The 13,522-nt window shown below is 67.8% G+C and carries 16 protein-coding genes; 10 read left to right on the top strand and 6 right to left on the bottom strand.

The annotated features are described in order from the left end of the window. Positions 1 to 49: 49 nt before the first annotated feature. From ABID97_RS28720 to ABID97_RS28695, 6 genes are all read left to right on the top strand, one after another. Positions 50 to 1,012 carry an AraC family transcriptional regulator gene (locus ABID97_RS28720; RefSeq protein WP_354402887.1) on the top strand — a complete coding sequence of 321 codons (963 nt, stop codon included), beginning with the start codon at positions 50 to 52 and terminating at the stop codon, positions 1,010 to 1,012. A 167-nt stretch (positions 1,013 to 1,179) separates the two neighbouring features. Next, positions 1,180 to 1,827, top strand: a complete 648-nt coding sequence (gene paoA, locus ABID97_RS28715; RefSeq protein ID WP_354402886.1) for an aldehyde dehydrogenase iron-sulfur subunit PaoA — start codon at positions 1,180 to 1,182, stop codon at positions 1,825 to 1,827. Then, positions 1,824 to 2,774, top strand: a complete 951-nt coding sequence (locus ABID97_RS28710; RefSeq protein ID WP_354402885.1) for an FAD binding domain-containing protein — start codon at positions 1,824 to 1,826, stop codon at positions 2,772 to 2,774. Before paoA ends, ABID97_RS28710 begins: the two co-directional genes overlap by 4 nt. Positions 2,775 to 2,776: 2 nt before the next feature. Beyond that, on the top strand, positions 2,777 to 4,987 hold the full coding sequence (gene paoC / locus ABID97_RS28705) for an aldehyde oxidoreductase molybdenum-binding subunit PaoC (protein WP_354402884.1): 2,211 nt from the start codon (positions 2,777 to 2,779) through the stop codon (positions 4,985 to 4,987). A 25-nt stretch (positions 4,988 to 5,012) separates the two neighbouring features. After that, on the top strand, positions 5,013 to 5,498 hold the full coding sequence (locus ABID97_RS28700) for a helix-turn-helix transcriptional regulator (protein WP_354402882.1): 486 nt from the start codon (positions 5,013 to 5,015) through the stop codon (positions 5,496 to 5,498). Beyond that, positions 5,495 to 5,902: a VOC family protein gene (locus ABID97_RS28695; RefSeq protein WP_354402881.1), complete on the top strand. Its 408-nt coding sequence runs from the start codon at positions 5,495 to 5,497 to the stop codon at positions 5,900 to 5,902. The genes ABID97_RS28700 and ABID97_RS28695 overlap by 4 nt, the downstream gene beginning before the upstream one ends. 15 nt (positions 5,903 to 5,917) lie before the next feature. Here ABID97_RS28695 and ABID97_RS28690 read toward each other — a convergent pair whose 3' ends face one another. Then, positions 5,918 to 6,256, bottom strand: coding sequence for a hypothetical protein (locus tag ABID97_RS28690; protein ID WP_354402880.1), 339 nt, complete (start codon positions 6,254 to 6,256; stop codon positions 5,918 to 5,920). Between the two features lie 220 nt (positions 6,257 to 6,476). Next, entirely contained in the window at positions 6,477 to 6,878 is a 402-nt protein-coding gene (locus ABID97_RS28685) for a RidA family protein (protein ID WP_354402879.1), read from the bottom strand. Between the two features lie 141 nt (positions 6,879 to 7,019). Between ABID97_RS28685 and ABID97_RS28680 the strand changes: the two genes are divergently transcribed. Continuing rightward, positions 7,020 to 7,934: a LysR family transcriptional regulator gene (locus ABID97_RS28680; protein WP_354402878.1), complete on the top strand. Its 915-nt coding sequence runs from the start codon at positions 7,020 to 7,022 to the stop codon at positions 7,932 to 7,934. A 33-nt stretch (positions 7,935 to 7,967) separates the two neighbouring features. On the opposite strand, the gene ABID97_RS28675 is transcribed toward ABID97_RS28680, so the two are convergent. Continuing rightward, positions 7,968 to 8,555: a hypothetical protein gene (locus ABID97_RS28675; protein WP_354402877.1), complete on the bottom strand. Its 588-nt coding sequence runs from the start codon at positions 8,553 to 8,555 to the stop codon at positions 7,968 to 7,970. Between the two features lie 531 nt (positions 8,556 to 9,086). Here ABID97_RS28675 and ABID97_RS28670 point away from each other — a divergent pair. Further along, positions 9,087 to 9,365: a hypothetical protein gene (locus ABID97_RS28670; RefSeq protein ID WP_354402875.1), complete on the top strand. Its 279-nt coding sequence runs from the start codon at positions 9,087 to 9,089 to the stop codon at positions 9,363 to 9,365. A 149-nt stretch (positions 9,366 to 9,514) separates the two neighbouring features. Further along, a complete protein-coding gene (locus tag ABID97_RS28665; RefSeq protein ID WP_354402873.1) occupies positions 9,515 to 9,886 on the top strand; it encodes a response regulator in 372 nt (123 codons plus the stop codon). A 29-nt stretch (positions 9,887 to 9,915) separates the two neighbouring features. On the opposite strand, the gene ABID97_RS28660 is transcribed toward ABID97_RS28665, so the two are convergent. The 3 genes from ABID97_RS28660 to ABID97_RS28650 are packed head-to-tail and all read right to left on the bottom strand — an operon-like array spanning position 9,916 to position 12,458. After that, complete coding sequence (locus tag ABID97_RS28660) at positions 9,916 to 10,065, bottom strand: DUF2474 domain-containing protein (protein ID WP_354402872.1); 150 nt, start codon at positions 10,063 to 10,065, stop codon at positions 9,916 to 9,918. Beyond that, complete coding sequence (cydB, locus tag ABID97_RS28655; protein ID WP_354402870.1) at positions 10,052 to 11,059, bottom strand: cytochrome d ubiquinol oxidase subunit II; 1,008 nt, start codon at positions 11,057 to 11,059, stop codon at positions 10,052 to 10,054. The genes ABID97_RS28660 and cydB overlap by 14 nt, the downstream gene beginning before the upstream one ends. Then, positions 11,049 to 12,458 carry a cytochrome ubiquinol oxidase subunit I gene (locus tag ABID97_RS28650; RefSeq protein WP_354402869.1) on the bottom strand — a complete coding sequence of 470 codons (1,410 nt, stop codon included), beginning with the start codon at positions 12,456 to 12,458 and terminating at the stop codon, positions 11,049 to 11,051. Before ABID97_RS28650 ends, cydB begins: the two co-directional genes overlap by 11 nt. Before the next feature lie 140 nt (positions 12,459 to 12,598). On the opposite strand from ABID97_RS28650, the gene ABID97_RS28645 reads away from it, so the two are divergent. Beyond that, positions 12,599 to 13,510: an amidohydrolase family protein gene (locus ABID97_RS28645; RefSeq protein ID WP_354402868.1), complete on the top strand. Its 912-nt coding sequence runs from the start codon at positions 12,599 to 12,601 to the stop codon at positions 13,508 to 13,510. Positions 13,511 to 13,522: the final 12 nt, after the last annotated feature.

Below are 13,522 nucleotides of genomic sequence, written 5' to 3'. Positions count from 1 at the left end.
GATGCGGGCCCGCTTGGGCGTTAGAGTCGTCGTGGAGGCTCCAGGCAACATGGCACCCAGACACACCGATGCGGCAGCACAGTGCAGGCAACTGCAGGAAGCGATGGCGCAGATCATCGGCGCGCGCACCCCGGGTGCGGGCGACTTCGAAACGCCGATTCCGGGACTCGGCTTCTTCCGGCGCGATGCGCCTGCGCCGCCTGCCGCCTGCATGGTCGCGCCGAGCATCGTCCTCGTCGCCCAGGGCGCCAAGCAGATGTGGGTCGGCGGCGAGGCCTATCCCTACGACACCTCGCAATTCCTGGTGACATCGCTGAACCTGCCCGCCAATTCGGAGGTCAGGTTGGCAAGCGCACAGCAGCCTTGCCTCGGCCTGCTGCTCAAGCTCGATGTGCGCGTGCTGGCCGAGCTGATCGCGCAAGGCAACCTGCCGTCGCAACGCGATCGCCCGGGCGGTGCGGGCGTGGGCATCGGAACCGCGACGCCGGCGCTGCTGGCACCGATCGCGCGGCTGCTGGCGCTGTTGGACGAGCCCGAAGCCATCCCGGTTCTCGCGCCGATGATCTGCCGCGAGATCCACTACCGGCTGCTGGCAAGCGACCAGGCCGGCAAGCTGCGGCAGATCGCGTCGGTCGATGGACAGGGCCACCGCATCGCCAGGGCGATCGACTGGCTCACGCTGAACTACGCCCTGCCGCTTCGCGTCGACGAACTCGCGCTGCGCGTGCGGATGAGCACGCCGACCTTCCACCACCACTTTCGCCAGCTCACCGCCATGAGCCCGTTGCAGTACCAGAAGTGGCTGCGGCTGAACGAGGCGAAGCGCCTGATGCTGGCCGAGCACCTCGATGCGGCGAGCGCGGCTTTCAGGGTCGGCTACGAAAGCCCTTCGCAGTTCAGCCGCGAGTACAGCCGCCTGTTCGGCGCGCCGCCCAAGCGCGACATCGGCGTGCTGCGCGGCGGCGCCAGGGGCGTCGACGGGCACAAGCAGGCGTTGCCGGATCACGCGTGAGAACTTAGGTCCACAGCATGCTGCGGCCTCATCGGATCAGGCAAGAAAACGAGCGAAATGCGCTATCCATCGCCTCGCAGGTCTAGAAGAATGGCGATCAGGGCGCCCGCTCGCAGCCGGCGCATTTCCCCACGACTTGCCTCGAACTTCGAACAACAGGAGCTGACATGGACAGTCCCACCAACCCCCTGATCTCGCGGCGCGGCGCCCTCATTGTGGGCGCCGCCACCGCGGCGGCGGTTTCTTCCTCCGCGCCCGCCGCGGCGGCGCAGGCCGCACCCGCGGCCTCGGCCTCGGCGATCCCGCGCGCCAGGCTGTCGCTGAACGTGAACGGCCAGACCCACGCGCTCGAACTCGACACGCGCACGACCCTGCTCGATGCGCTGCGCGAGCACCTGCACCTGACCGGCACCAAGAAAGGCTGCGACCACGGCCAGTGCGGCGCCTGCACCGTCATTGCCGACGGCCGGCGGATCAACGCGTGCCTGTCGCTCGCCGTCATGCACGACGGCGGGCAGGTCACCACCATCGAAGGACTCGGCACGCCGCAGAACATGCATCCGCTGCAGGCCGCCTTCGTCAAGCACGACGGCTACCAGTGCGGCTATTGCACCCCCGGGCAGATCTGCTCGGCCGTGGCCGTGCTCGACGAAATCAAGCGCGGGGTGCCGAGCCACGCGAGCGCCGACCTCACGGCGCGCCCGCTGCTGTCGGCCGACGAGCTGCGCGAGCGCATGAGCGGCAACATCTGCCGCTGCGGCGCCTACTCCAACATCGTCGATGCCATCACCGAGGTGGCGGGGAGCCGCACATGAAGCCATTCACCTATGAGCGCGCGCAGTCGCCGGCGCAGGCGGCTGCGGCCGTGGCGCAAAGCCCAGGTGCCAAGTTCATTGCCGGCGGCACCAACCTGCTGGACCTGATGAAGCTGCAGATCGAGGCGCCCACGCACCTGGTCGACGTGAACGGCCTGGCGCTGGACAGGATCGAGCCCACGACGGACGGCGGCCTGCGCATCGGCGCCATGGTGCGCAACACCGACCTGGCGGCCGACGAGCGGGTGCGCCGCGACTACGGCGTGCTGTCGCGCGCACTGCTGGCCGGGGCTTCGGGCCAGTTGCGCAACAAGGCAACGACCGCCGGCAACCTGCTGCAGCGCACGCGCTGCCCCTACTTCTACGACACGGACCAGCCCTGCAACAAGCGCCAACCCGGCAGCGGCTGCAGCGCCATCGGCGGCGTGACGCGCCAGCACGCGGTGATCGGCACGAGCAAGGCCTGCATCGCGACGCATCCGAGCGACATGGCCGTGGCGATGCGCGTGCTCGACGCGGCGGTGGAAACGGTGCGCCCCGACGGCCGCACGCGCGTGATCCCGATCGCCGATTTCCATCGGCTGCCGGGCGACACCCCGCACATCGAGACCACGCTGGCGCGCGACGAGCTGATCACCGGCGTGACGCTGCCAAGGCCCATCGGCGGCACGCACGTCTACCGCAAGGTGCGCGACCGCGCCTCCTACGCCTTCGCGCTGGTGTCCGTCGCCGCGATCGTGCAGCGCGACGGCTCGGGCCGCGTGGCGCTGGGCGGGGTGGCGCACAAGCCGTGGCGCGTCGAGGCGGCAGAGGCCGCAATGCCGCAGGGTGCCAGGGCGGTGGCCGCACAGTTGCTGGCCGGTGCGCAGCCGACGCACGAGAACGCATTCAAGTTGCCATTGGCCGAGCGCGCGCTGGCCGCGGCGCTGGTGCAAGCGAGGAGCTGAGCATGAAATTCGACACACCCGCCACCACCAACCCCATCGACCAGCTCAAGATCATCGGCAAGCCGACCGACCGGATCGACGGGCCGCTGAAGACCACCGGCTCCGCACGCTATGCCTACGAACGCCACAGCGAGGTGCCCAACGCCGCCTACGGCTACGTGGTGGGCGCCGGCATCGCCAAGGGCCGCATCGCCTCGATCGACCTGACGGCCGCGCGCGCGGCGCCGGGCGTGCTGGCCATCGTCACCGCGCGCAATGCCGGCAAGCTCGGCAAGGGCGACTTCAACACCGCCAAGCTGCTTGGCGGACCCGAGATCGACCACTACCACCAGGCGGTGGCGCTCGTCGTGGCCAACAGCTTCGAGCAGGCGCGCGCGGCGGCGCAGCTGGTGCGCATTGCGTACACGCGCACGCCGGGCCGCTTCGACCTGTCCGCCGAAAAGGACGCGGCGCAGATGCCCAAGCCCAATCCTTTTTCGGGCGAGCCGGAGACCAGGACCGGCGATTTCCCCGGCGCCTACGCGGCGGCCGCCGTGCAGATGGATGCGACCTACACCACCCCCGACGAGTCGCACGCGATGATGGAGCCGCATGCCTCCATCGCCCAATGGAAGGGCGACAAGCTCACCCTCTGGACATCGAACCAGATGATCGCCTGGGGCGTCGGCGACGTGGCCAAGACGCTGGGCATTCCCAAGGCCAACGTGCGGCTGGTCTCGCCTTTCATCGGCGGCGGATTCGGCGGCAAGCTGTTCGTGCGCGTGGATGCGGTGCTTGCGGCGCTCGGCGCGCGGGCAGCGAAGCGGCCGGTCAAGGTGGCCTTGCAGCGGCCCCTGGTGATGAACAACACCACGCACCGGCCGGCGACCATCCAGCGCATCCGGATCGGCGCCGCGAAGGACGGCAAGATCACCGCCATCGCGCACGAGGGCTGGTCCGGCGACCTGCCGGGCGGACAGGCGGAAACAGCCGTCAACCAGACCCGGCTGCTGTACGCCGGTGCCAACCGGCTGACGACCACGCGGCTGGCCGTGCTCGACCTGCCCGAGGGCAACGCGATGCGCGCACCCGGCGAGGCGCCGGGCATGATGGCGCTGGAGATCGCCATGGACGAGATGGCCGAGAAGCTTGGCATCGATCCGCTCGAGTTCCGCGTACTCAACGACACGCAGGTCGATCCGGAAAAGCCCGAGCGCCCCTATTCGCAGCGCAAGCTCATCGAGTGCCTTCGCACCGGGGCCGAGCGCTTCGGCTGGAGCAAGCGCAATCCAACGCCGGCGCAGCTGCGCGACGGACGCTGGCTGGTGGGAATGGGCGTGGCCGCGGCCTTCCGCAACAACCTGCTGACGAAGTCCGCCGCGCGCGTGCGGCTGGACAACCGGGGCATGGTCACGGTCGAGACCGACATGACCGACATCGGCACCGGCTCCTACACCATCATTGCGCAGACCGCGGCCGAAACCATGGGCGTGCCGCTCGACAAGGTGCTGGTGCGCCTGGGCGACTCGGCCTTCCCCGCCTCGGCGGGCTCGGGCGGGCAGTGGGGCGCCAACAATTCGACCTCGGGTGTCTACGCGGCTTGCATGAAGCTGCGCGAAGCCGTGGCGCGCAAGCTGGGTCTTGCCGTGGCCGATGCGGAGTTCTCGGGCGGCATGGTGCGCGGCGGCGAGCGCGTGGTGCCGCTGGCCGAAGCGGCCGGCTCGAACGGCCTCGCCGCCGAGGATTTCATCGAGTACGGCGACCTGGACAAGAAATACCAGCAGTCCACCTTCGGCGCGCATTTCGTGGAGGTGGGCGTGGACGCCGCCACCGGCGAGATCCGCGTGCGGCGCATGCTCGCGGTGTGCGCGGCCGGCCGCATCCTGAATCCCAAGTCGGCCCGCAGCCAGGTGATCGGTGCCATGACCATGGGCGTGGGTGGTGCGCTGATGGAAGAGCTGGCACTGGACAAGCGGCACGGCTTCTTCGTCAACCACGACCTCGCGGGCTACGAGGTGCCGGTGCACGCCGACATCCCTCACCAGGAGGTGATCTTCCTCGACGAGACGGACCCGATCTCTTCGCCGATGAAGGCCAAGGGCGTGGGCGAGCTGGGCATGTGCGGCGTCGCCGCGGCGGTGGCCAACGCCGTCTACAACGCGACCGGCGTTCGCGTGCGCAACTACCCGATCACGCTCGACAAGCTGCTGGACCGCTTGCCGCCGGTGGCTTGAGGCGCGGCGCGCGCGGAGAGGCTCATTGCCCGCCGACACCCAGGATCCCGACCTGCTGCGCCGGCTGCTGCGCGCGAAGGACCGCATCGACGCCGCTTCGCATGAAGAGTGGCCCGTCGGGCGGCTGGCGCAGGTGAGCGGCGTGTCCGAGGCCCACTTCGCGCGATCGTTCAAGCAGGCCTTCGGCGTGCCGCCGCACCGCTACCTGCTGACGCGACGCATCGAGCGTGCGATGGCGCTGCTGCGCGAAACCGACCTGCCCATCACCGACATCGCCTTCGACACGGGCTGGGCCAGCCTGGGCACCTTCGGGCGCACCTTCCGCGACATCACGGGCGACAGCCCGAGCGCGGTGCGCGCGCGCGGGAGGCCGGCCCAGGAAGAAATCGGCCGCGTGCCCCTGTGCATTGCGAGCGCCGCGCGCCGGCCCCATCTCGCGACCGCAGTTTCGGAGAAGCGGCGCCTGGCGGCAAGCGATACAAACGAGGCCCCACAACAGGAGAGTTCATGAAAGAGGGCATTGAAGTCGTCGGTTTGTATGTGCGCAACCAGGACGAGGCGCTGGCGTTCTATGTGGAGAAGCTGGGCTTTCGCGTCCATACCGACGTGAAGAACGGCGACTATCGCTGGCTCACGGTGCAGCATCCGGAGCAGCCTTCGTTCCAGCTCGGGCTGTTCACGCCCGGACCGCCCGTGCTCGATGCGGCGACGGCGGAGGCGGTGCGCGCCATCGTCGCGAAGGGCGCGATGCCGCCACTGGTGCTGACCGTGGCCGATTGCCGCGCGGCCTTCGACCGCATGCGCGCGCGCGGAGTGGAGTTCACGCAGGAGCCGGTGGAACGCTTCGGCACCGTGGACGCGGGCTTTCGCGATCCGTCGGGCAACGGCTGGAAGATGATCCAGGGGCGCGGTTGAGGGGGTCCCCGGAGGTCAGGGCCGCGAAGGGTAGCGCGGCGGCACGGAATGCACCTTGGCGGACCACAGCACCTTGTCTTCCATGCCTTGGCCTTCGACGATGCAATGCACCATGAAGACGGGCTTCCGCTCGCCGGCGAATGGTGCCTGATCAAGCGGCCCTCGATAGCCGATATCGACCGTCAATTTTTCAGGGCAGGTATCGTAGAAGGCCCGGATGTCTGGAAGCTCGGGCTTGATGCGAAGCGCGGTTTTTCCGTGGAGCTCGTTGGAGAAATCTTGCGCGGCCAAATAGACCGCGTAGTTTGTGGGATAAGTTTGCCTGTAGTGAGCCATGAAGTCCTCGTCGCTCATGATCGAGTCGGCGGGTTTCGTACAGCCCTGTACAAGACCCAGGGCAACCATCATCAAGATCAGCACCCTTGAGCCCGTCCTGTTCGAAGGATCATTGAATCGGCGTGTCAAACTTTTCCCTGGTCTTGGACCTGTGATTGAAATATGCCGAGTATCTTGCCGGCATCCGGATCGATCTTGCCGGGCAGCTGGATCGCGGGGCTCGACGCTGTGCACTTCATCACGAAGCACCCTCCGGCAGCTTCGCAATCACCTTGATCTCGAAGTCGAAGCCATAGAGCCACGTCACGCCGACGCCCGTCAGGGTCGGGTGCGGCGCGTTGCCCCAATAGGCGGGCACCAGCTGCCAGATCTTCTCGAACTTGGATTCGGGATCGACGATGAAGACGGTCACGTCGATCACGTCGTCGAAGGTGCAGCCCGCGGCCGCAAGGACCGCGTTCAGGTTGCCGAATGCGAGGTGGACCTGCGCCTCCAGGTCGGGTTCGGGTGAGCCGTCCTCGCGGCTGCCGACCTGGCCCGAAACGAAGAGGAAGCCGTTCGACCGGATCGCCGGCGAATAGCGGTTCCTTTCATAGAGCGCCCGGCGCCCGGGCGGAAAAACGACGTCGCGGCTGGCCATGGTCTACCTTTCTGTGCGGGCCGAAGCCGACCCTGTGATTGCGATGAAGGGACTCTAGGGTTTCGCATCCCGCAGATAAACCGCCCAGGCCAATAATCACTGTTTGCGGTGGCCAAACAATCTTCGAGGCAGGAGCGAGAGATGGACCGTTTCGATGCGATGCAGGCGTTTGCCCGCGTGGTGGAAACGGGCAGCTTCACCAAGGCTGCCGAGACACTGGACATGAGCAAGACCAGCGTGACGCAGCTGGTGCAGCAGCTGGAAGCGCGCCTGCGCGTTCGGCTTTTGAACCGCACCACGCGCAAGGTCAACGTCACGGCCGACGGTGCGGCCTACTACGAGCGCGTGGTGCGCCTGCTGGGCGACATGGACGACGCCGAAACCAGCCTTTCGGGCGCGTCGGCGCTGCCCAGGGGGCGGCTGCGCGTGGACGTGCCCAGCCCGCTCGCGCGCTTCATCCTGGTGCCGGCCCTGCCGACATTCCATGCGCGCTACCCCGACATCCAGTTCGACATGGGCGTGAGCGATCGCGTGGTCGACCTGATCGGCGAGAACGTGGACTGCGTGGTGCGGGGCGGCGAACTCACCGACCCGTCGTTGATGGCGCGCCGCGTGGGCGACCTGCCGCTCGGGGTCTACGCGGCGCCGGCCTACCTGGCGCGGGCGGGCTCGCCTGCGCACCCGCGCGAGTTGGAGCACCCGCACCACCGGGTCGTGGGCTTCCACTGGCCGCGCGCTGGAAAAGTTACGCCCTGCATCCTGCACCGCGAGGGTGGCGAGCGCATCGAGGTGCAGGGCCGCTACGTGCTGGCGGTCGACGACGGCAATGCCTACCTCGCGGCCGGCCTCGCGGGCCTGGGCGTGCTCTGGCTGCCGCACTACATGGCGCAGGCGCAGGTGGCGCGCGGCGAACTGGTGCCGCTGTTCGAGGATTGGCGACTCGACCCGATGCCCATCCACGTTGCGTATCCGCCCAACCGGCATGTGAGCGCCAAGGTGCGTGTGTTCATCGACTGGATCGCGGCGCTGATGGCGCAGCATGCCCCGGTACGGTGATGGCGTTGAAGTGTCAATGGCGGGGGAGAAGTCCTACGGTTCGGGAACTCCGCCGGCCGGCATCCCGATGAAATCCACGAGCGGCTCGCCGTCCGGATCGCGGTAGCTCGTCTCGTCGTTCGCAGCCGCGAGGCACTGCGTCGCAATGGCCCACGCGCGCTTGACGAGTTCCCGGTCGACGGTGTCCGGCGCGGGCCCCAGCCCCCGGAAGTAGGCGATGCGCTTCGCATGCAATTCGGCCTCCGCACGGCGTGCGCGCTGCTCGAGTTCCTTCCACACCCTGAGGTAGCTCACCGGCGTGGGCAAGCGCTGTGGCGCGGGCGGAGGAATGAGCGCTGGCGTGCTGGCGGCGGTCGATTGGTTTTCGACCTTCTCTTCGGCTGTGGGCGAAGCGAACGATGCCACCGGGTCCTCGCTGCCGTCGGCGGCAAACCATCGAAAGGTATTGGACCGCTTGCCGAAGCGGCCGGTGGTTCGCACGAAGAGATAGCCTGAAGCCACGCTGCCCAGCGCATCGACCGGAATGCCGCCACGTCGAAGTGCCTCGACCAGTGCACGGCCCTGCACACTGGATGGCAGCTTGAGTGTGACGGTCGCCTCGTGAGCCGTCCGGTTCTTCATGATCCCCCTTTGCTGCGCACCGCATGGCGCGTGCGTTTGTCCCGTGACGCTTTCAGCGTGCGCGCGGGCCGGCCTGCTCCTGTCGGACGGCGCCGATGCGCGGGGTAGGTTGTTGGTGCGGGGCCGGGACCCGCCGCGGGTCAGCCGCGCCGCCAGGGCCTCCACCACAGGCGCGCAGGCTCCCATGGCGCGAGAGGCCGTGTGTCCAGGTCAAGGTTGGCGGGAGGCGCGGCGCCCCGAAGCCGTCGCACCTTGACTTCGAGGGCGTGGGCGATGCCGCGTGCATGGCGGTCCCCGCGAAGTGCGCGCCGGCGCCACTCCGCGGCTTGCGCCGCGAGGGCTTGCGGGTCAGATTCTTCCGGTTCCACCATGTCGGCATTGTTGATTGCCACCGCCGCTTTGCTGTAGGCCGACGGAGCGCGCGCATGTACGAATAGATACATCGTCGTGCACGGCGCGCTCAAGCCCGTCATTCGATGTCGACGCTTCGTCACTTGCGATATACGATGAAAGCACTGCAAAGGAGACCGAATGGCAGACACGAAATCACCCGCGAGCGGCAACGCGCATCCCATCAAGCGCGCACTGGACAAGAGCAAGGACGTACAGAAGTCGGTGGAGGAAGCGGCGGACGAACTCGCCGTCGTTCACGTCGTGCTCGACAAGGAAATCGCGCCCGACGCGCGCACCGATGAAGTGGACCGCGCCATCGAAAAGACGGAGCAAATCGAAAAGAAACTCGCCAAGTCCGCCGACGTGCTGGAGAAGGTGGCTGAAACCCTGGATGAAGTCGCCAAGAAGACTTCGTGAGGCTCCCTGCACACTCCACCGCGGCTGCCCTGCACGCCTTCGGCAAGTCGCGGGCCCAGCCTACAAGGAAGAAGATACATAAGTCTTAGAAAGATGCGACTTGCTGGTTGAGTCAACCCGGTCCTCCTTCTAGCGCTGAAAGCGCGTGCATGTCGCTCATCACCATCCTTGTCGAGGACAGCCAGACGATCCGGGACAACCTGGTCCCCGCTTTGGAGGAGCTTGCCGACGCCCACGTCGTCGCGCTGGCCGATACGGCCCAGGAGGCCATCGAGGCACTGGAGCGCCATGCGTCCTGGCAGCTTGTGATCGTCGACCTCTTTCTCAGGGAGGGGTCCGGCCTCACGATCCTGCGCGCCTGCCGCGATCGTCCCGAAGGCAAATACGTCGTCGTGCTGACCAACTACCCCACGCCCGAGATGCGCCAGCGATGCCTGGCGCTCGGCGCCGACGCGGTGTTCGACAAGTCCACCGAACTCGATGCATTCTTCGAGCACTGCCTGCGCTGCCAGAACGGTTGATCGGTCGCTCGAAAATGCCCCGCCGCAGCTTACCGGCCCAGGCCGACCGCGCTCATGAGGAAGCGAAGCAGCAGGGCAACGAGGTAGAGCGATGCCACGCTCGCGAGCCAGATGGCCCCGAGCCAGCCGAGGCGGCGCAGCCACTTGCGGCTGCCTGCGCGCTCGTCAGTGGTAGCCATCGCCATGGCGGACCTTGCCGCGGAACACCCAGTAGCTCCACGCGGTGTACATCAGGATGACCGGGATGATCAGCAGCGCGCCCACCAGCGCGAAGCCCAGGCTCTGCGCTGGCCCCGCCGCCTGCCAGATCGAGATGTCCGGCGGAATGACGTGGGGCCACAGGCTGATGCCGAGACCCGTATAGCCGAGGAAGAGCAACGCCAGCGTGAGCACGAAGGGCGACGCGTGCCCATCGCCCCGCAGTGCCAGCAGCAGCCTGTAGACCACCAGCGCCACGAGCAGCGGCACCGGCGCAAAGTACAGCAGGTTGGGCAGGCTGAACCAGCGCGTCGCGATCGCCTCGTGCGCGAGCGGCGTCCAGATGCTGATGGCGACGATGACGGCCAGCATCAGCCACGCGAGAGGCCGCGCCAGGCTGCGCATGCGCTCCTGCAGGCGGCCTTCGGTCTTCATCACCAGCCAGGTGGCGCCGAGCAGCGCATAGGCCGCCACCAGCGCGATTCCGGTGAACAGCGAGAACGGCGAGACCCAGTCGAACGAGCCGCCGGCGAAGTTGCCGTCCACCACCTTCAGGCCGTTGAGAAACGCACCCAGGGTCACGCCCTGGAAAAAGGTGGCGGTGAACGAGCCGCCGATGAACGCCGCGTCCCACCAGCGCCGCTTGCCCGGCCGCGCCTTGAAGCGGAACTCGAACGCGACGCCGCGAAACACCAGCCCCACGAGCATCAGGATGAGCGGCAGGTAGAACGCGCTGAGGATCACCGCATAGGCCAGCGGAAACGCCGCCAGCAGTCCGGCGCCGCCGAGCACGAGCCAGGTCTCGTTGCCGTCCCACACCGGCGCCACGGTGTTCATCATGACGTCGCGGTCTTCCTTGGCCGGCAGGAAAGGAAACAGGATGCCGATGCCGAGGTCGAAGCCGTCCATCACCACGTACATCATGATGCCGAACAGGATGATCACGGCCCAGATCAGCGGAAGATCAATGCCCATCGCCGGACTCCGAGGCTGCTGAAAGCGGACGCATGGGTTGCCGCGGTTCTCCCGGGCCGCCATGCAAGGGCGGATCGCCGTGGCCGCCCGTGGGGCCCTTGGCGATGAGCCGCAGCCCATAGGCCGTGCCGGCGCCGAAGACCATGAAGTACACGACGACGAACAGTGCGAGCGTGAACCCGACCTGCGAGGCCGAATGCTGCGGCGACACCGCATCGGCCGTGCGCATCAGGCCGTACACGACCCAGGGCTGGCGGCCGATCTCGGTGGTGAACCAGCCGGCCAGGATGGCCACCAGGCCCGCGGGCGAGAGCGCCACCGCCAGGCGCAGGAACGCGCGTTGCGTGAACAGCCGCTGCCCGCGGCGCAGCCACAGCCCCCAGAAGGCGAGCGCGATCATCAGCACGCCCAGGCCCACCATTGCGCGGAAGGTCCAGAACACGATGGTCGAGTTCGGCCGGTCCTCGGGCGGGAACTCCTTCAGCGCGGGAATCTGGCCGTCCCAGCTGTGCGCGAGCAGCAGGCTGCCCGCGCGCGGGATCTCGATCGCGAAGCGAGTGACCTCGGCCTTCATGTCGGGCCAGCCGAAGAGAATCAGCGGCACGCCCTCGCCTTCCGGCGTGCGCTCCCAGTGGCCTTCGATGGCTGCGAGCTTGGCGGGCTGGTGCTCCAGCGTGTTGAGGCCGTGCTGGTCGCCGATGAGCGCCTGCAGCGGCGCCGCCGCGAGCAGCATCCACAAGGCCATCGAGAGCATCGTGCGCACGCGCGTGTTGTCATGGCCGCGCAGCAGGTGCCAGGCCGCGGCGCCGCCCACCATCAACGCGGTTGCAAGGTAGGCTGCGGTGACGGTGTGCGCCAGCCGGTAGGGAAAGGATGGGTTGAAGATCACCTTGAACCAGTCGACCGGCACCACGCGGCCGTCGATGATCTCGTGGCCTTGCGGCGTCTGCATCCAGCTGTTGGAAGCGAGGATCCACGTGGCGGAAATGAGGGTACCCACCGCCACGGCCAGCGTGGAAACGAAGTGCAGGCCAGGCCCCACGCGCTCGCGCCCGAACAGCATCACGCCGAGGAATCCCGCTTCGAGGAAGAACGCGGTCAGCACCTCGTAGGCCAGCAGCGGCCCGGTCACGCCGCCGGCAAAGCGCGAGAAGTTGCTCCAGTTGGTGCCGAACTGGTAGGCCATCACCAGGCCCGACACCACGCCCATCCCGAAGGCCACCGCGAAGACCTTGATCCAGAACTGGTACAGGTCGATGTACACCTGCCGTCCGGTGCGCAGCCACAGGCCTTCGAGCACGGCCAGGTAGCTCGCGAGACCGATGGTCAGCGCCGGAAAGATGATGTGGAACGAGATCGTGAAGCCGAACTGGACGCGGGCGAGGAAGAGGGATTCCATGTCGATGTTCAGTGTCGGTCAGGTGCTGCTATTACACGGCGATGCGGCGAATGAGGGAAGTGGGCGTTTTGACCTACGGCGCCGGCGGGCCAGAATCGGGTGTCCGAACGACGCACCGATCCATCGCCGCGCAAAAGCACATGAGAGCCATCGCCCCTTTCACCGCCCTTGTCCTGGCCGCCTGCTGTGCCGTGCCGCCCCTTGCCCACGGCCAGTCCGCGCAGGGCAGCCCGCAGGCCTACGACGGCCCGCTGTTCGACACGCACCTGCACTACAACCAGGAAGCCTGGGACGGCAGCGCCGGACCCTATCCGCCCGCCGAGGCGCTCGCGCGCATGCAGCGCAACAACGTCGCGGCCATCGTGGCCAATTCGCGGCCCAACGCCGGCACGCAGACCTTGGCCGCGGCGCCCGAAACCCGCGCGGCGGGCGTCGCGGTGGTGCCCTTCGTGCGCCTGTACCGCAACCGAGACGACTACAGCAACTGGTTCCGCGACGAGAGCATCCACGAGATGGTGCTGGCCGAGCTCGCGCGCGGCACCGCGAGCGGACCTTACCGCGGCATCGGCGAGTTCCACCTGTACGAGAGCGCGAATGCCAACGGGCCGGTGGCCAGGAAGCTGATCGCACTCGCGGAGCGGCAGAAGCTCGCGGTGCTTGCGCACGTGGACGACGTGGCGATCGACCTGCTGATGGCCCACGCGCCTTCGAAGGGCAGGAACCTGCGGCTCATCTGGGCGCACACCGGCATCGGCGGCGCACCCGTCGAGCGGGTGCAGGCGCTGCTGGAGCGCTATCCGCTGCTGATGGGCGAGCTCTCGTACCGGCCGGGGCTGACCTGCGAGGGCGGCAAGCTGTGCCCCGAATGGCGCGCGCTGATCCTGAAGTATCCGGAGCGCTTCGTGATCGGCTCCGACACCTGGGTGAACCAGCGCTGGAGCGCCTACGACGAGATCATGCGCGGCTACCGCACCTGGCTTGGCGACCTGCCTCCGGACGTGGCGCGTCGCGTGGCATGGGGCAATGCGGCGGCGCTGTTCGACTTGCGCTGAGCGTTGCCCGAT

Origin of the sequence: Variovorax sp. OAS795 (assembly GCF_040546685.1) — a bacterium.
Classification (GTDB): Bacteria; Pseudomonadota; Gammaproteobacteria; order Burkholderiales; family Burkholderiaceae_C; genus Variovorax.
The sequence above is the reverse complement of the archived record's forward strand: the minus strand, read 5'-3'. Positions and strand labels throughout refer to the sequence as shown.